Raw genomic sequence first — 17,259 nt, forward strand, 5'->3', positions numbered from 1 at the left:
GGTGGGCGCCCGGAAGGTGGCCGTCATCGGGGGCGGCCCCGGCGGCCTGTACGCGGCCGTGCTCCTCAAGCGCCTGGACCCGCGCCGCGACATCACCGTCTGGGAGCGCAACGCCCCCGACGACACCTTCGGTTTCGGCGTCGTCCTCTCCGACGAGACGCTCGGCGGCATCGAGCACGCCGACCCCCAGGTGCACCGTGCGCTCCAGCGCGAGTTCGTGCGCTGGGACGACATCGACATCGTGCACCGCGGGCGCACCCTGTCCTCCGGCGGTCACGGCTTCGCCGCGCTCGGCCGCCGTACGCTGCTGCGCATCCTGCACGAGCGCTGCCGCTCGCTCGGCGTACGGCTGAACTTCCGTACCGAGGCCCCGTCCGCCGCCGAACTCGCGGCCGGCCACGACCTGGTGATCGCCGCCGACGGGGTGCACAGCCTCACCCGCAGCGCACACGCCGACGTCTTCGGCCCGCGCGTCACCACCCACCGCTGCCGCTACATATGGCTCGCCGCCGACTTCGCCTTCGACGCGTTCCGCTTCGAGATCGCCGAGACCGAGTACGGCGTCGTCCAGCTGCACGGCTACCCGTACGCCCGCGCCGGGTCCGGTCCTGAGCACCCGGACGGTGCCGCCACCGTCATCGTCGAGATGCGCGAGGAGGTCTGGCGCCGGGCCGGCCTGGACCGCTGCGACGAGCGCGAGTCGGCCGACTGGTGCGCCAAGGTCTTCGGCGACGCGCTGCGCGGCCGACCGCTGCGCTCCAACAACTCCGCCTGGATCGCGTTCCGCACCGTCGTCAACGACCGCTGGTCGCACGGCAACACGGTGCTGCTCGGCGACGCCGCGCACACCGCCCACTTCTCCATCGGCTCCGGCACCAAGCTGGCCGTCGAGGACGCCCTCGCGCTGGCCGCGTGCCTGGAGGAGAACCCCGCCCTGCCGGACGCGCTGGCCGCGTACGAGGCCGAGCGGCGGCCCGTCGTGGCCTCCACCCAGCGGGCCGCCCGCGCCAGCCTCGCCTGGTTCGAGGACCTGGCGGAGTACGTCGGCCAGCCGCCCCGCCGCTTCGCCTTCAATCTGCTCACCCGCAGCCGCCGGGTCACCCACGACAATCTGCGGCTGCGCGACCCCGGCTTCGTCGCGGCGGTCGAGGAGGAGGCGGGCGTCCCGGCCGGCACCCCGCCCATGTTCACGCCCTTCCGGCTCGGCGGCCTGACCCTGCGCAACCGGGTCGTGGTCTCCCCGATGGACATGTACAGCGCCGACGGCGACGGCACACCGGGCGACTTCCACCTCGTCCACCTCGGCGCCCGCGCCCTCGGCGGCGCCGGGCTGGTGATGACCGAGATGGTCTGCGTCAGCCCCGAGGGCCGCATCACCCCCGGCTGCACCGGCCTGTACGCGCCGGAGCACGAGGCGGCCTGGCGCCGTGTCACCGACTTCGTGCACGCGCAGGCACCCGGCACCGCCATCGGTGTCCAGCTCGGCCACTCCGGCCGCAAGGGCTCCACCCGCCTCATGTGGGAGGGCATCGACCAGCCCCTGCCGCACGGCAACTGGCCGGTCGTGGCGCCCTCCGCGCTGCCGTACCGCCCCGGCGTCAACCAGGTGCCGCACGCCCTGACCGAGGGCGAACTGGGCGCCGTACGCGAGCAGTTCGCGCGCTCCGCCCGGTCGGCCGCCCGCGCCGGCTTCGACCTCCTCGAACTGCACTGCGCGCACGGCTACCTGCTCTCCGGCTTCCTCTCCCCGCTCACCAACCGGCGCACCGACGCGTACGGCGGCGACCTCGCCGCCCGGCTGCGCTTCCCGCTGGAGGTCTTCGACGCGGTGCGCGCCGTCTGGCCGGACGACCGGCCCATGACGGTACGGATCTCCGCCACCGACTGGGCCGAGGGCGGCACCACCGCCGAGGACTCGGTGGAGATCGCCCGCGCCTTCGCCGCGCACGGCGCCGCCGCCATCGACGTGTCGACCGGCCAGGTCGTCCCCGACGAGCAGCCCGAGTACGGCCGTTCGTACCAGGTCCCGTTCGCCGACCGGATCCGCAACCGGCTGGGCGTCCCGGTCATCGCGGTGGGCGCCGTCTCCTCCTGGGACGACGTCAACTCCCTGGTCCTGGCGGGCCGGGCCGACCTGTGCGCGCTGGCCCGGCCGCATCTGTACGACCCGCACTGGACCCTGCACGCGGCGGCCGAACAGGGCTACGCGGGACCGGGTGCGCCCTGGCCGCTGCCGTACCGGGCCGGCAGCCGCACGCCGCCCACCGGCCGCACGGACGCGCCGAAGCCCCGCCTGACGCTGGGATGACGGGACCTCGCGGTCCGCGTCACGGCGCCGGGCGGGGCCCGGGGGGGAAGCGGCGGGGCCCGGGGCGGCGTGCGCGGTCCCGCCCCGGGCGTCGGTTCAGCGGATGGACTGGCTCGCGGTGCGGGCGGTGAAGACGGAACGGCCGTTCTGGCGGATGTCGATGTCGTGCAGGAGGCGGTCCCGGGCGTCCCGTCCGGCCGCGGTCACCTCGACCCAGCACGGCGCGTCCAGTTCGCCGTACCGGTGGAAGGAGCACTCCAGTTCGGCGGGCAGCGAGAAACCGGTGCCCGCCGCGGCGTGCGCGGCCTGCCGGGCGGCCTCCACCATCAGCATGCCCGGGGCGTGGTCCACGGGGTGGTCGAAGAGCACCGGGTGGGCGGTGTCCACCCGCAGCTGCCAGCGGCCGGCGCGGTCGGTGGGGGAGAGGACCACATCACCGGTGCGGTCGCGCGCCACCAGGCGCGGCGCGACCGGCTCGGCCGGCTCCAGCTTGCGGTCGTTGGCACGCTTCACATCGCTGTATTCACCGCGCAGCCGGCGGTAGACGGCAGGGCTGTGGCAGGAAAAGGCCAGCTCGGCGGTGGCGAGTTCGGCGCCGTCGCACAGTACGCGGTAGGACTGCCGGGCGCTGGCCAGCCGCTTGCCGCGGTACATCAGGTCGTGGCCGGTGATGTGCAGTTCTATCTCGGCGGGCGTGCCGGTGACGCGCAGTGCCTCGGGAACCAGGGAATAGTGGAGGTCCTGCCAGATGATCGGGTGGTCCAGCGGTACGCCGTGCGCCACGTGGCTGAGCAGGATGCTGGCCTGTCGCATCGTCTCGACCAGCAGCATCGGGTCGTGCAGACCGTCCACCGGACCGTAGAAACTGTGCGCCCGCGGCCACTGGGCGCTCACCACCCAGACATCGCTCTCCGTACGGCGCCAGTCGGTCAGGAAAACCTCGGACACCGCGGTCCGGTGCACATACTGCCGGGGCACGGTCGTCGTCAGCGGCGGCAGATCGGAGAGGCTGGTGTGCTCCCGCCCGGCGAACGGACGTTGGGCTGCTGCGGTGGACGGCGCGGTGAGCGTGGCGCTGGCCATGCTTGTTCCCTCCCAGATGGCGGCTCACTCCGCTCGGACGGCGTGAACCTCGGCGGCGGACCAACGCGGACTAAGATACAAACCGGATGGTTTGTTTTCTAGGGCTTCCACGGGATTTCTTCCGGGAAGGTCTCGAAGAGGGGAACGCCGGGTGCGCGGCGGTCCCCGGTTGGTGCCGGCCGCCCGGGAACGAGGGGCGCGGCAAGCATGACGGCGCACCGGACGCACGTCAACGTGCGGCCGGGCGCGGCGAGTTGGGTCAGGCGGCGGTCTTCACCGCGCGGCCGTGCGGATCGAGGTGGCTCATCGCGCCCGGCGAGGCCAGCCCGGGGAGGATGTGCTTCCACAGGGCCGTGACGCGTTCGGGCAGGTCGTGCCGGTTGCTGGCGGCGTGCGAGAAGAGCTGGACGCCCATATAGGCGGAGACGAAGAACTCCGCGGCCCGGTCCGGCGCGACCGCCGGGAGCAGTTCGCCGTTCTCCCGGGCGTCGGTGAACATCTTCGCGATGATGTCGATCCACGCCTGGTACGGGACCAGCGGGTCGTCGCTGAACGTCGTCTCGACGGCGATCCGGGTGCCGGCCTGGAGCAGCGGATCGTCCCGCAGCGCCACCGCCACCTGGTGTGTGAAGTCGATGGCGTCCTGCAACCGGGAGTCGCTTACCTGCGGAATGAACGGATCGGTCTGTTCCGTGATGACGGCCCGGGCGAGGGCGTCCTTGGAGGCGAAGTGAAAGTACAGGGCGCCCTTCGTCACGCCGGCCCGCTGGATGATCTCCGCCATCGTGGCCGCTTCGTACCCGCGTGTGCCGATGACCTGGGCCGCCGCTTCGAGGACGGCACGTCGAGTGCGCACTGCGCGTTCCTGCTTGACCACCGATCGTCCTCCGTATGCTCTTCGGGGAGTTGCTGTGCCTGGGGCAACCTTACGAGTCCGGTCTGTCAGTCTATTTTCGAAACCCTAAAAAAGCCAACCATGCGGTATTGAAAACCGGTTGACGGCAGCGCGCCACCGGGGGCTGCCGGAATCCGCCGACCTGTCAGGAGCTGTGCCTTGGCCGACGCGCGTGCCGTCCCCGTCCCGTCCGCCCCCTCCGTCTCGCCCGCCCCGCCGCTCCCCGCCACCCACCGGGAGGTACGCCTCGCCGCCCGCGTCCGGGGCGCCCTCGGACCGGAGCACTTCACGCTCGCCGAGGCCCCGGTGCCCGTCCCCGGCGCCGGGGAGCTGCTCGTCCGCAACCGGTTCATGGCGGTGACGGCGGCCATGCGCTCGATGATGACCGGCGCCGAACTGCCCGTGCCGTCCTTCGTGCCGGGCCGGGCGCTGTGGGGTTCGGCCGTCGGCGAGGTCGTCGGGGCCGCCGGCGGATACGCGCCCGGCGACCTGGTGGTGCATCCGTACGGCTGGCGGGAGTTCGCCGTCGTCGAGGAACCGCGGGCCCGGCGCGTCGATCCGGCGGCGCTGCCCGACCCCGCCGCGTACCTGTCGCAAGGCGCCACGGCCTGGGGCGCCTTGACCCGGGCGGCACAGGTCCGGCCCGGCGACACCGTGTTCGTCACCGGGGCGGCGGGCGGCGTCGGCAGCCTGGCGGGCCGGCTCGCCAAGCGGCTGGGCGCCGGCCGGGTCATCGGCAGCACCGGGTCCGCCCACAAGGTCCCCCACCTCCGGGAGGTGCTCGGCTACGACGAGGTGGTGCTCCGCGGCGCGGGCCCGGCCGAGGAACAGCTGCGCCGGGCCGCGCCGGACGGCATCGACGTCCTGCTGGACACGGTGGGCGGCGAACAGCTGCGCGCGGCGCTCGCCGTGGCCCGCACCGGCGCCCGGTTCGCGCTGGTGGGCGCGCTCTCCGGGCAGCTGGGCGACAGTGCGGGCGTGGCGGCGCCGGTCGAGCTGGACTCCTCGCTCGTGGTGACCCGCAGGGTGACGCTGCGGGGCTTCTCGCTGTACGACCATGCGGACCTGCCGCAGGAGTGGACCGGCGAATTCGCACGCGGGCTGCGGGACGGCTCCCTGGTCTTCGCGTACACCCGGCTGCGGGGGCTGGACCAGGCCCCGCGGGCGCTGTGTGAACTGGTCGAAGGGCGGCACATCGGGGCCGTACTCGTGGAGTTGTGAACCGGCGCCGGGCCGGTCCCGGTGCCTTCAGCCGGCCGGAGCCGAAGCCGAGGAGGGGGACGGGGGCGGGGCCGAAGCGGAAGCCGAGGCCGAGACCGGAGCCGGAGCCGGTCGTGGGGTCGGAGCCGGCGCGCCGCGCCCGTCGTCCGCCGCCGCCCCCGCGTCGCCGGGCAGCAGCTGTGCCCAGATGTCCGTGACGACATCCTTGTCCCACCACGCCCGGTCCTCCTCGCCGAGGTGCAGCAGGCCGACGACCAGGGCGGCCAGCAGTTGTGCGGAGCGCCGGGGGTCGTCGCCGGGCGGCAGCTTCCCGGCCGTCCGGTCGGCCGTGGTCTTCGCCAGGAACAGCTCGTACCACCGCTGCTGGAGTTCGGGTTCGGCGATCCCCGGCGCGGTCTGCGGGCGCAGCTGGAGCCCGGCCCGTACGACGACGTCGGTGTCCACCCGGCCGAGCAGTCCGATCGCGAAGTCCCGTACCGCGGCGGGCGCCGGGTGCGGGGCGCGGGCCAGTTCGTTCTCCAGGTCGCGTACCGCCTCCAGGGCCTCGTCCCGTACCGCGAGGGTGAGGTCGTCCTTGGACGCGAAGTGGAAGTAGAGGGCTCCCTTGCTGAGCCGGGCGCGGCGGCTGATGTCGACCATGCCCGAGGCGGGCACGCCCTTTTCGAGGAACGCGTGGGCGGCCGATCGGATGAGAGCTTGGCGGCTTTGTATCGCTCGATGCTGCGTCGGCACAGTGTCCGTCCTGTCTCTAGTCCGGCTGTGAGCGCACCGCAGTCTACATATAAAACCAACCGCGCGGTTCGAAAATTGAGCCGATGGGTGACGTGTGTTACTCGCGTGTTCCAGTGGTGCAGAAGAGGTGAGGGAGTGCCAAGCTTTCACCACGCCCCGTCAGTTCGGGCTCCACCGCGACGACGTGGATCGTTGGTCCGCGGCGGGTGCGGCGCTGTGGGACTCATTGACAAACAGCGCAGGCGGTTTTTAAATCTGCGAAGGCGAACCATGGGACGTGCTTCTTCCGGAGGTGCCACTCCGGAGCGGGCACGCCACTTCTGGACACCGGTGTGCCGACGGCCGTCCACCACCGTCCGCGCGGCGCGGCCGGCACGTCTTCCCGCGTCCGGCGGCGTCACGGACACCGACCGGACCCACAGATGCACAAGGCCCACAGGAAATCGGAAGGTGTCGAGCAATGCGTGATTCAGCGGGAGCCGTGCCACGTCCCGGGGGCGCCGCGCGGGCCGCGGTCGGCGAGACCATCAAGGCCGCCGTCTTCGACCTCGACGGGACCCTCGCCAACACGCTCCCCGCCATCAGCCGGCTGCTGGTCAAGGTCGCCTCCGAACAGGGCCGTCCGGTCACCTCCCGGCAGGCCGCCGCCGCCATCGGCAAGCCGCCCGGCCCGGCCTTCGGCAAGCTGCTCGGCATGCCGGAGGACCACGACGCCGTGGTGGCCGCGATCGGCCGCTACCGCGAGCTGTTCGCCTACGAAGTGCTGCGCGAGGGCCCGCGCCTGCTCTTCCCGGGGGTGGCCGCCGGACTGTCCGCGCTGCGCGCGCACGGCATCGAGCTGGCCGTGGCCACCTCGAAGGGCACCCGCAGCGCCGAGGCCCTGCTCGACGTGCTCGGCATCCGCGACCTGCTCGGCCCGGTCATCACCCAGGACATGGTGCGGCGCGGCAAGCCGCATCCGGAGCTGGTGCTGCGGGCCACCGCCGACCTGGGCGTGGCGCCCTGGGAGAGCGCGTACGTCGGTGACACAGTCAGCGACATGCGGATGGCGGTCACCGCCCGGATGGAGCCCGTCGCGGTCACCTACGGGATGGGTAGCTTCGGTGAGTTGGCGGCAGTGGCCGGCACCCGGATGTGCGGCTCTTTCAAGGACGTCGTCTCCACCATAGCCGCCGCCCGGCCCCGGCCGATGGCCGCCGCGGCGGGCCACCCGAGGAAGCGCTGACCGCCCGCGGCGGCGTCAGGCACTGGCCGCCGTCCGGCCCGCCCCGCCCGCCACCGCCCGCACGAACTGCGCGCCCACCGCCCGCAGTTCGGTGTGCAGCCGGCCGAAGACGTCCGCCGCGCGGCCGCCCGGCCAGCCCTCGGGCAGGAGGGGAGGGGGCAGACCGGGGTCCGCGTAGGGCAGCCGGCGCCAGGCGTCCAGCGCCAGCAGGTAGTCGCGGTACGCCGCCTCGGGCGGCCCGGGGCGGCGGCCCGTCCAGCGGCGCAGCACCGGTTCGTGGACGTGGAGGAAGGCGCGGTGCCGCTCGGCGAGGGCGTCCAGGTCCCACCACCGGGCCACCGCGTCGGCGGTCGGCGTGAAGCCCGCGTGCGCGCCGGTGAACAGGTCCACGTACGGGGAGAGGTGCAGCCGGTCCAGGGTGTGCCGGGTCTCGTCGTACAGGTGGGCCGGGGCGATCCACACGCCCGGCGCGGCGGTGCCGAAGCCGAGCCGGGCCAGCCGGGAGCGCAGCAGGTGCCGCTTGTGGCGCTCCTGTTCGGGCACCGAGAAGACGGCCAGGACCCAGCCGTCCGATGGGCCGGGGGACGGCCGGCCGTAGATCCGCCGGTCGCCGTCGTCCAGGAGCTGGTGCGCCGCCTCCGAGAGCCCGTACGCGGCGGCCCCCGACTCCGTACGGGCGGCGACGAGCAGACCGCGGCGCTTGAGCCGGGAGACCGCCGAACGCACCGACGGCGGATCGACGCCGACCGCCCCGAGCAGCCGGATCAGCGCGGCGACCGGCACCGGTCCCGGCGGACCGCCGGGGCCGCCCAGGGGGCCGCGCCCGTACGCACCGTAGAAGGTGACGATCAGGGACCGCGGCGTGCGCTGCGCGTACTGGTCGCTCACGTGGTCGTTTCCCGCCTTGTCGTGCTCCGGTCCGCGGCCCCGGGGCGCGGGGGCGCGCACGGACGGCTGCCGGGCCGTGGCCGCTCCGGGCGCGATCGTAGCCGCAGCCGCCGGGGCGCGGCACGGCGGTACCGCGGACCGGGACCGGCGGTCACCGCGCGCTTTCCGTGCCGTCGCCGCGCAGCCGGAAGCGCTGGAGCTTGCCCGTCGGCGTCCGGGGCAGCGCGTCGTGGAAGACGATCTCGCGCGGGCACTTGTACGGCGCTATCACCGACTTGGTGAACTCCCGCAGCGCCGCCACGGTTTCCGCGTCGCGCGGCACGCCCGTCCGCAGCACCAGGTGCGCCACCACGACCTGGCCGCGCTCCGGGTCGGGCCGGCCGACCACCGCCGCCTCGGCGACGTCGGGATGGCGCAGCAGCGCGTCCTCGACCTCGGGCCCGGCGATGTTGTACCCGGCCGAGATGATCATGTCGTCCGCGCGGGCCACGTAGCTGAAGTAGCCGTCCGCGTCCCGTACGTAGGTGTCGCCGGTCAGGTTCCAGCCGTCCCGCACGTACTCGCGCTGCCGCTCGTCCGCCAGGTAGCGGCAGCCCGTCGGGCCGCGCACCGCGAGCAGCCCCGGCGTGCCGTCCGGCACCGGCCGGCCGGCCGCGTCGACCACCCGCGCCTCGAAGCCGGGCACCGGCACGCCGGTCGTGCCCGGCCGGATCGCGTCGTCGGCGGCCGAGATGAAGATGTGCAGCAGCTCCGTCGCGCCGATGCCGTTGATGATCCGCAGCCCGGTCGCCTGCTCCCAGGCCCGCCAGGTCGCGGCGGGCAGGTGCTCGCCCGCCGACACGCAGCGGCGCAGCGAGGAGAGGTCGTGCCCGCCCAGCTTCGGCAGCATCACCCGGTAGGCGGTCGGCGCGGTGAACAGCACGGAGACGCGGTGCCGCGCGATGTCGCGCAGCAGCTGCCCGGGCCCGCCCCAGTCGGCCAGGTACGCCGAGGCGCCGGCCCGCAGCGGGAAGACGACCAGCCCGCCGAGCCCGAAGGTGAAGCCGAGCGGCGGGCTCCCGGCGAACACGTCGTCCGGCGTGGGGCGCAGCACCTGCGCGGAGAAGGTGTCGGCGATGGCGAGCACGTCCCGGTGGAAGTGCATACAGCCCTTGGGCCGCCCGGTGGTGCCCGAGGTGAAGGCGATCAGCGCCACGTCGTCGGCCGCGGTCTCCACCGCCTCGTACGCGGACGGCCGGTGCGCGGCGAGCCGCAGCAGGTCGCCGGGCCCGTCGCCGCCGTACGGGGTGATCCGCAGCCCCGGTACGTCCGCGGCGGCCAGGCCGGCCACCACGCTCGCGTCGCACAGCGCGTGCCCCACCCGGGCCAGGCCGCAGATGGTGGCCAGTTCGTGCGGGCGCTGCGCGGCCGGCACGGTCACGGCAACCGCGCCCGCCTTCATGACCGCCAGCCAGCAGGCGGCGAGCAGGGGAGTGGTGGGGCCGCGCAGCAGGACCCGGTGGCCGGGGCGCACCCCCAGGTCGCCGGTGAGGACGTGTGCGATGCGGTTCACCCGTTCGCGCAGTTCCCCGTAGGTCCAGACGGTGCCGGCCGCGTCCCGGAAGGCCGGCCGGCGGTCGCCCAGCCGCTGGGCGGTGGCGTCGAGGAGTTCGGCGCCGCAGTTGAGCCGGTCGGGATAGCCGAGGTCCGTGAGGTGCGGCCACTGGCCGGCCGGCGGAAGGTGGTCGCGGGCGAAGGTGTCGGTGTGTGCCGACGGCGTCAGTTCCATGCCGGTGTGCCCCCTTGCGGACGACGGTGGGGACGATCGGAACCGCTGCGGACCCGCGCGGGAAGCGGCCGGAGAGCCGGGGAAGGCCGCCGGTGGGGCGGCCGGGACGTGCGGGGAAACCGTCCGGGGGCTGCCGTGCCGGTCCGCCGTCAGCGTAACGTGTTCGTGACGGCAGTCAACAGAGCGCGATACGGTCCGAAGACGCGGCCGGTTCGGCGAGGCGGCCGGCCGCACGGACCCGAGCGAACCGCCCGGCCGCCCCGGGCCCGAGACGAGGGAGCCGCCCGTGACCGCTTTCGCGCTGGGACCGCAGGAGCAGGCGTGGTGTGCCGACCTGCGCACCCTCACCGCCGAACGGCTGCGCCCGCTGGCGGACCGCGGCGCACCCGGCCGGGTGAACCGCCCGCTGGTCGCGGCCCTCGGCGAACTCGGCCTGCTGCGGCGCCTGTTCCCCGCCGAAGGGCCGGTGCGCGCCCTCGACCTGTGCCTGCTGCGGGAGTCGCTGGCCCGGGAATCGACGGAGGCCGAGACCGCGCTCGCCCTCCAGGGCCTGGGCACGTACCCGGTCGTCCAGTCCGGTACGGAGCGGCAGCGGGCGCGCTGGCTCCCGGAGGTGGTCGCGGGGCGCGCGGTGGCGGCCTTCGCGCTCAGCGAGCCGGACGCGGGCTCGGACGCCGGGGCGCTCGCCCTGGCCGCCGAGCCGGACGGCCCGCCGGACGCCGGCCGCTGGCGGCTGTCCGGCGAGAAGTGCTGGATCTCCAACGCGCCGGAGGCCGACTTCGCCACCGTCTTCGCCCGCACCGGCGGGGGCGCCGGGGCCCGCGGCATCACCGCCTTCCTGGTCCCCGCCGACCGGCCCGGCCTGACCGGCGAGCCCCTGGACATGCTCAGCCCGCACCCCATCGGCACCCTGGTCTTCGACGGCGTACCGGTGACCCGCGAGGACGTGGTGGGCGAGGTGGACCGCGGCTTCGGCGTCGCGATGCGCACGCTGAACCTCTTCCGGCCGAGCGTCGGCGCGTTCGCCGTCGGCATGGCCCAGGCCGCGCTGGACGCCGCCCTCGCCCACGCCGCCGGCCGCACCGCGTTCGGCGGCCCGCTCAGGGACCTCCAGGCGGTGTCCCACCGGCTCGCCGAGACGGCCACCCGTATCGAGGCCGCCCGCCTCCTGGTCTACGCCGCGGCGACCGCGTACGACAGCGGCGCCCCCGACATCGCCAAACGCTCCGCGATGGCCAAACTCCTGGCGACCGAGACCGCCCAGAAGGCCGTGGACGCCGCCGTCCAGATCCACGGCGCCCGCGCCCTGCGCCGCGGCCACCTCCTGGAACACCTCTACCGTGAGGTCCGCGCGCCCCGCATCTACGAGGGCGCGTCGGAGGTCCAGCGGTCGATCATCGCCAAGGAGCTGTACCGGGAGCGGTGAGGTGCCGTCGAGCGACCCGTACCTGACGGGAGGGTTTCATGAAGTACCGAGCTGTCCTCGTGGCCCTGTTCGCCGTGCCACTGGCATGGGGAGCGGGGAACCTCGGGAGTGCCCTGGCGGCACCGGGCGACGTCGTGTGCCCCGGCGAGAACGTGCGCGACGGGGAAGAGCACCCGGGCCCGATGCGCCCCGGCGACACCGCCTGCTCGGTGCTGGACGGTTCGGTCGCGGTGGCGACCCGCACCTACGAACAGCAGCGGCAGGTGCAGTCCATGGAGCGGCGTCAGGACGCGAGGGACGGCGTCCTCCTCCTGGGGTACGGCGCCGCCGGGGCGCTCCTGGCGTGGCGCGCCCCGCGGCCGGGGACCGGCGGGGACTGACGTCAGACGGCCTCCGGCACCGCCCGCTGCCCCGGCCCGTTGTACGCGCCCAGCGGCCGGATCAGCGCGTTGTGCGCGAGCTGTTCGGTGATGTGGGCGGTCCAGCCGGTGATGCGGCTCATGACGAAGATGGGGGTGAACGCCGGGGTGTCGAAGCCCATCAGGTGATAGGCCAGGCCCGCCGGATAGTCCAGGTTCGGGTGGATGCCCTTGCGGCGCAGCACCGCCTCGCGCAGCGCGGTGTGCAGTGCGGCCAGCCGGGCCGCCGCCGGATCGTCCGTACGGGACACCAGGCGGTCGGTGGCCTCTTGCAGCACCGGGACGCGGGAGTCGCCGTGCCGGTAGACGCGGTGCCCGAAGCCCATGATCCGGCGCTTCGCCGCCAGGGCGTCCGCCAGCCACGCGTCGGCGCGGTCCGGGGTGCCGATCTCCTCCAGCATGTGCATCACGGCCTCGTTCGCGCCGCCGTGCAGCGGACCCTTGAGCGCGCCGATGGCGGCGGTCACCGCGCTGTAGAGGTCGGAGAGGGTGGAGGTGACGACGCGGGCGGTGAACGTCGAGGCGTTGAAGCTGTGTTCCGCGTACAGGATGAGGGAGGTCTCGAAGCAGCGCACCACTTCGGGCTCCGGGACGCGGCCGAAGCACATGTGGAAGAAGTTCTCCGCGAAGCCGAGGCCGGGGTCGGGCTGGATCGGGGCCAGGCCGCGCCGCCGGCGGTGTTCGGCGGCGACCACCACCGGCAGCTTCGCCAGCAGTGCCAGGGACTTGGCGCGGTTGGCCGCCGTGCTGCCGTCGTCCTCGGCCGGGTCCTCGGCGCCGAAGAAGCTGACGGCGGTGCGCAGCACGTCCATCGGGTGGCAGCTCTCCGGCAGCCGGGCGAGCAGGTCGGCGGTGGTGCGGTCCAGCGGGCGCAGGGCCCGTTCGCGGGCCCGGAACTCGCCGAGCGCCCCGGCGCCGGGCAGCTCGCCGTACCACAGCAGATACGCGACCTCCTCGAACGAGCGGCGGGCGGCCAGCTCCTGCACCGGGTAGCCGCGGTAGGTCAGGGAGTTGGTCTCGGATATCACCGTGGACACGGCGGTGGTGTCGACGACGACACCGGCCAGGCCGCGGTGGATCTCCGGCGGGGTGGTGGTCATGGTGGCCTCCGGTGCGGATCAGTCGCCGGGCGGGAGCGTGAAGTCGAAGACGGCCGAGTCGAAGGCCGCGTACTCCTCGTAGCCGAGGAGTTCGTACAGGCGGGAGCGGGTCTGCATACGCGGCAGCAGCGGCCGCTGCGTGCCCTCGGCGGCGAGGGTGCGCAGGCCGTCCTCGACGGCGCCCATCGCCAGACGCAGCAGGGTGACGGGGTAGAGGGCAAGGTTGTAGCCGAGCCGTTCGAGAGTGGCGGTGTCCAGTAGTGGGCTCTTTCCGAACTCGGTCATGTTGGCCAGCAGGGGGACGTCCACGGCGGCCCGGAAGGCGGCGAACTCCGCCTCGTCGCGCAGCGCTTCGGGGAAGACCGCGTCGGCGCCCGCGTCCACGTACGCCCGCGCCCGGTCGACCGCAGCCTCCAGGCCCTCCACGGCCCGGGCGTCCGTACGGGCCATGAGCAGGAAGTCCGGGTCGCGGCGCGCGTCGGCGGCGGCCCGCAGCCGCCGCACCATCTCCTCACGCGGCACCACCGCCTTGCCGTCCAGGTGGCCGCACCGCTTCGGGTTGACCTGGTCCTCCAGGTGCAGTCCGGCGAGCCCGGCGTCCTCCATCAGCTGCACGGTCCGCGCGGCGTTCATCGGCTCGCCGAAGCCGGTGTCCGCGTCGATGAGGACGGGCAGGCCGGTGACGCGCGTGAACTGCTGCGCCCGGGCGGCGAGTTCGGTGGACATGGTCAGTCCGATGTCGGGCAGGCCCAGGTCGGCGGCGAGCACCGCGCCGGACAGGTAGCAGGCGTCGAAGCCGGTGTCCTCGATGAGCTTCGCCGTCAGCGGGCTGATGGCGCCGGGGACGCGCAGCAGCCGCCCGGAGGCGAGCTTCTCGCGCAGGGCACGGCGGCGCTGGGCGGCGGTGGTACGGGTGTGCAGCATCAGAACAGCCCTTTCGGCAGCGTGGCGTCGTACGCGGCGAGGGCGTCGGCGTCGACGGCGGGGAACAGCGCGTCCAGACCGGGCCCGTCCAGCTCCGGCAGCCGGCCGGCCGCCTCCAGGAACCGGTCCTGCGCCGCACCCGGCACGACGCCCTCGGCCAGCGTCCGGAACTTGCCCGTGTAGCCGTCCCGGCCGAAGGGCCGCGCCCCGGCGGGGTGCGCGTCGGCCACCGCCAGCTCGTCCTCGATCACCGTGCCGTCCGCCAGGGTCACCACGGCCCGGCCGCCGAAGGCCCGCCGCGCCGGGTCCGGGTCGTGGTAGCGGCGCGTCCACTCCGGGTCCTCGACGGTGCTGATCTTCCGCCACAGCTCCACCGTCTCCGGCCGCCGCGCGCGCTCCGGCGCGTACGAGCGCTCGTGGTGCCAGCCGCCGTCCTCCAGGGCCACCGCGAAGATGTACGGCACCGAGTGGTCCAGCGTCTCGCGGCTCGCGTGCGGGTCGTACTTCTGCGGATCGCCGGAGCCGGAACCGATGACGTGGTGCGTGTGGTGGCTGGTGTGCAGCACGACCGAGCGCACCTTCTCCAGCGGTCCGGTCCGCCGCCGCAGCCGCCGCGCCAGGTCGATGACGGCCTGCGCCTGGTACTCGGCGGAGTGCTCCTTGGTGTACGTGTCGAGGTTGGCGCGCCGGGGCTCACCGGGCTCCGGCAGGCTGACCGTGTACGTGGCCTCCGGGCCGGCCAGCAGCCACGCCAGGAAGCCGTCCTCGCCCTCGTAGACCGGGGACGGCGAGCCCTCGCCGCGCATCGCTCGGTCCACCGCCTCGATCGCGGCCTTCCCGGCGAAGGCCGGCGCGAACGCCTTCCAGCTGGAGATCTCGCCCTTGCGGGACTGCCGCGTCGCGGTCGTGGTGTGCACCGCCTGCTGCACGGCCTGGTAAACGGTCTCCGTCGGCAGCCGCAGCAGCGCGCCGAGGCCGCACGCCTGCGCGGCACTGAGGTGCGCGACGTGGTCGATGCGGTGCCGGTGCAGACAGATGCCCTTCACCAGCGCCACGTGCACCTCGTACGCGGCGATGATGCCGCGCAGCAGGTCGGCGCCGCCGCGCCCGGTGTGCTGGGCGACGGCCAGCAGCGGAGGGATGCCGTCGCCCGGGTGGGCGTAGTCGGCGGCCAGGAACGTGTCGTGGAAGTCCAGTTCCCGTACGGCGGTGCCGTTGGCCCAGGCCGCCCACTCGGGGGAGACCCGCATCCCGCCGGCCCCGAAGACCGAGGCGCCGGGCGCGCCCGGGTGCGGCCTGGCCTGGGCGCGGGCGACGGCGACCGGGCGGCGGCGCAGCGCGGCCACGGCCACCGCCGCGTTGTCGACGACCCGGTTGGCGGCCATCGCCGCCGCGTCCGGGTCGAGGTCCGGGGCGTCCTGCGTACCGGTGGCCACCGCGGCCAGCTTCCAGGCGAGCTGTTCCTCGCGCGGCAGCCGGGCGGCGCTGGGGTGGACACGTACCTGATGGTCGATCACGGGGCTCCTCGGATGGTGCGTGGTGCGGTGTCCTGTGCTGTCGAGCCTGCCCCGCCATCCGCCCGGCCGCGACCGCTCCGGCGTGCGGAATTCCTCCCGTGCCGGGCCGCCGATCGGCGAAAGGTGCGAAATCTGCGGATGCTACTTTCGCAAGGGAGGGGCCCGGCACGGGCGCTCGCGGGGAAGGGAGCAACGGGATGGCGCGACCACCGGTCCGCAAGATCTACGCACACGCCAAACTGCGCCGGCTCCGCCGCGAACACGGCCTCAACCAGGTGCAGCTCGCCCGCGCCCTGGGCATCTCCACCAGCTATCTGAACCAGATCGAACAGAGTCAGCGTCCGCTGACCGCCCCCGTCCTGCTGCGCATCGCCGAGGTGCTCGGCGTCGACGCCGAGTACTTCTCCGAGGCCGACGAGGAACGCCTCACCACCGAGCTGCGCGCCGCCCTCGGCGACGAGGCGTGCGGCCCGCCGCCGCCCGCCGAGGAGATCGCCGAGGTGGCCCGCGACCACCCCGAGACGGCCCGCGCCCTGGTCGCCCTGCACCGCCGCTACCGCTACGCCACCGAACAGGCCGCCGCCCTCGCCGGCCCCGGCGGCGGCGCGGCCCTGCCGCCCGCCGAACCCCACGACGAGGTACGCGACTTCTTCCACGCCCACCACAACCACGTCGCCCCGCTGGACGCCGCCGCCGAACACACCGCCGCCGAACTGGGTCTGCGCCCCGGCCGCGCCGCCGACCCGCTCACCGCCCGTCTCGCCGACCGGCACGGCGTACGGGTCGTCCAGGCGGCCCCCGGCCGGACGCCCGACGTCCGCCGCTACGACCCCGACGCGGGCCTGCTCTTCCTCTCACCCTGGCTGACCGAAGGCCGCCGCGCCTTCCAACTGGCCACCCAGCTCGCTCTCCTCGAACAGCAACCCCTCCTCGACGCCCTCACCACCACCGCCCGGCCCGCCTCGCCCGAGTCCGCCGCCCTGACCCGCATCGGCCTCGCCGACTACTTCGCGGGCGCCCTCCTCATGCCCTACACCGCCTTCCACACGGCCGCCGAGGAACTGCACTACGACATCGAACTCCTCCAGGCCCGCTTCGGCGTCGGTTTCGAGACGGTCTGCCACCGGCTGAGCACCCTCCAGCGCACCGGGCGGCGCGGCGTCCCCTTCGCCTTCCTGCGCGTGGACCGGGCCGGCAACATCTCCAAGCGCCAGTCCGCCACCGACTTCCACTTCTCCCGCCTCGGCGGCACCTGCCCGCTGTGGACCGTCTACGAGGCCTTCTCCGCACCCGGCCGCGTCCTGACCCAGGTGGCGGAGATGCCGGACGGCAAGCGCCACTTCTGGATCGCCCGCACCGTGACCCGCGGCGGCTTCGGCCACCACGCACCACGCGCCGACTTCGCGGTGGCCCTCGGCTGCGAACTCCGCCACGCCCACCGCCTGGTCTACGCGGCGGGCATCGCCCTGGACGACCCCCGCGCGGCCACCCCCATCGGCCTGGGCTGCCGCCTGTGCGAACGCCGAGACTGCGCCCAACGCGCCCGTCCCCCGGCGGGCGGCCGGCTCGCGGTGGATCCGGACCGGCGTACGCATGTGCCGTATCCGGTGGTGGAAGGCCGGGCCACGGAACCGGAAGTGCGGGCGAACCACCGCTAGGCTAGTAGTGCTTCGTTAGGTTCTGGTCTTGGTCAGTGGGCGGCCGCAGGTGGTGCAGGTTCCGGTCCAGCACCGCAGGAGGTCCTGCAGGGCGT

Annotated in this window: 14 protein-coding genes; 6 read left to right on the forward strand and 8 right to left on the reverse strand. The window is 74.1% G+C overall.

Annotated features, from left to right (window positions below; all coding sequences use genetic code 11):
• Nucleotide 1 precedes the first annotated feature (1 nt).
• On the forward strand, nucleotides 2–2,308 hold the full coding sequence (locus ACH4FX_RS39510) for a bifunctional salicylyl-CoA 5-hydroxylase/oxidoreductase (RefSeq protein WP_398486346.1): 2,307 nt from the start codon (nucleotides 2–4) through the stop codon (nucleotides 2,306–2,308).
• A gap of 96 nt (nucleotides 2,309–2,404) precedes the next feature.
• Here ACH4FX_RS39510 and ACH4FX_RS39515 read toward each other — a convergent pair whose 3' ends face one another.
• Entirely contained in the window at nucleotides 2,405–3,391 is a 987-nt protein-coding gene (locus ACH4FX_RS39515; protein WP_398486347.1) for a ScbA/BarX family gamma-butyrolactone biosynthesis protein, read from the reverse strand.
• A gap of 259 nt (nucleotides 3,392–3,650) precedes the next feature.
• Nucleotides 3,651–4,247 carry a ScbR family autoregulator-binding transcription factor gene (locus ACH4FX_RS39520; protein ID WP_398486348.1) on the reverse strand — a complete coding sequence of 199 codons (597 nt, stop codon included), beginning with the start codon at nucleotides 4,245–4,247 and terminating at the stop codon, nucleotides 3,651–3,653.
• A gap of 198 nt (nucleotides 4,248–4,445) precedes the next feature.
• On the opposite strand from ACH4FX_RS39520, the gene ACH4FX_RS39525 reads away from it, so the two are divergent.
• The gene (locus tag ACH4FX_RS39525) at nucleotides 4,446–5,507 is read left to right on the forward strand and encodes an MDR family NADP-dependent oxidoreductase (RefSeq protein WP_398486349.1); all 1,062 of its coding nucleotides are present in this window, start codon (nucleotides 4,446–4,448) and stop codon (nucleotides 5,505–5,507) included.
• A gap of 27 nt (nucleotides 5,508–5,534) precedes the next feature.
• On the opposite strand, the gene ACH4FX_RS39530 is transcribed toward ACH4FX_RS39525, so the two are convergent.
• Nucleotides 5,535–6,239 carry a TetR family transcriptional regulator gene (locus ACH4FX_RS39530; RefSeq protein WP_398486350.1) on the reverse strand — a complete coding sequence of 235 codons (705 nt, stop codon included), beginning with the start codon at nucleotides 6,237–6,239 and terminating at the stop codon, nucleotides 5,535–5,537.
• Between the two features lie 460 nt (nucleotides 6,240–6,699).
• Between ACH4FX_RS39530 and ACH4FX_RS39535 the strand changes: the two genes are divergently transcribed.
• On the forward strand, nucleotides 6,700–7,464 hold the full coding sequence (locus ACH4FX_RS39535; protein WP_398486351.1) for an HAD family hydrolase: 765 nt from the start codon (nucleotides 6,700–6,702) through the stop codon (nucleotides 7,462–7,464).
• 15 nt (nucleotides 7,465–7,479) lie between these two features.
• Here ACH4FX_RS39535 and ACH4FX_RS39540 read toward each other — a convergent pair whose 3' ends face one another.
• Together ACH4FX_RS39540 and ACH4FX_RS39545 are read right to left on the reverse strand one after the other, a co-directional pair.
• Nucleotides 7,480–8,352 (reverse strand): PaaX family transcriptional regulator C-terminal domain-containing protein, encoded by an 873-nt coding sequence (locus ACH4FX_RS39540; protein ID WP_398486352.1) that lies wholly within the window; start codon nucleotides 8,350–8,352, stop codon nucleotides 7,480–7,482.
• A gap of 151 nt (nucleotides 8,353–8,503) precedes the next feature.
• Nucleotides 8,504–10,120 (reverse strand): AMP-binding protein, encoded by a 1,617-nt coding sequence (locus ACH4FX_RS39545; RefSeq protein ID WP_398486353.1) that lies wholly within the window; start codon nucleotides 10,118–10,120, stop codon nucleotides 8,504–8,506.
• A gap of 286 nt (nucleotides 10,121–10,406) precedes the next feature.
• Between ACH4FX_RS39545 and ACH4FX_RS39550 the strand changes: the two genes are divergently transcribed.
• Nucleotides 10,407–11,546 (forward strand): acyl-CoA dehydrogenase family protein, encoded by a 1,140-nt coding sequence (locus tag ACH4FX_RS39550; RefSeq protein ID WP_398486354.1) that lies wholly within the window; start codon nucleotides 10,407–10,409, stop codon nucleotides 11,544–11,546.
• Between the two features lie 38 nt (nucleotides 11,547–11,584).
• Nucleotides 11,585–11,926, forward strand: coding sequence for a hypothetical protein (locus tag ACH4FX_RS39555; RefSeq protein ID WP_398486355.1), 342 nt, complete (start codon nucleotides 11,585–11,587; stop codon nucleotides 11,924–11,926).
• Nucleotides 11,927–11,928: 2 nt separating this feature from the next.
• On the opposite strand, the gene ACH4FX_RS39560 is transcribed toward ACH4FX_RS39555, so the two are convergent.
• The 3 genes from ACH4FX_RS39560 to ACH4FX_RS39570 are packed head-to-tail and all read right to left on the reverse strand — an operon-like array spanning nucleotide 11,929 to nucleotide 15,506.
• Nucleotides 11,929–13,065, reverse strand: a complete 1,137-nt coding sequence (locus ACH4FX_RS39560) for a bifunctional 2-methylcitrate synthase/citrate synthase (protein WP_398486356.1) — start codon at nucleotides 13,063–13,065, stop codon at nucleotides 11,929–11,931.
• 18 nt (nucleotides 13,066–13,083) lie between these two features.
• Complete coding sequence (prpB, locus tag ACH4FX_RS39565; protein ID WP_398486357.1) at nucleotides 13,084–13,989, reverse strand: methylisocitrate lyase; 906 nt, start codon at nucleotides 13,987–13,989, stop codon at nucleotides 13,084–13,086.
• Nucleotides 13,989–15,506, reverse strand: a complete 1,518-nt coding sequence (locus ACH4FX_RS39570; RefSeq protein WP_398486358.1) for an MmgE/PrpD family protein — start codon at nucleotides 15,504–15,506, stop codon at nucleotides 13,989–13,991. Before ACH4FX_RS39570 ends, prpB begins: the two co-directional genes overlap by 1 nt.
• Nucleotides 15,507–15,703: 197 nt before the next feature.
• Here ACH4FX_RS39570 and ACH4FX_RS39575 point away from each other — a divergent pair, with 197 nt between their 5' ends.
• Nucleotides 15,704–17,164 (forward strand): short-chain fatty acyl-CoA regulator family protein, encoded by a 1,461-nt coding sequence (locus ACH4FX_RS39575; protein WP_398486359.1) that lies wholly within the window; start codon nucleotides 15,704–15,706, stop codon nucleotides 17,162–17,164.
• Nucleotides 17,165–17,259 lie beyond the last annotated feature (95 nt).

Source organism: Streptomyces sp. NPDC018019 (genome assembly GCF_044327805.1).
In the GTDB taxonomy this organism is placed as follows: Bacteria; Actinomycetota; Actinomycetes; order Streptomycetales; family Streptomycetaceae; genus Streptomyces.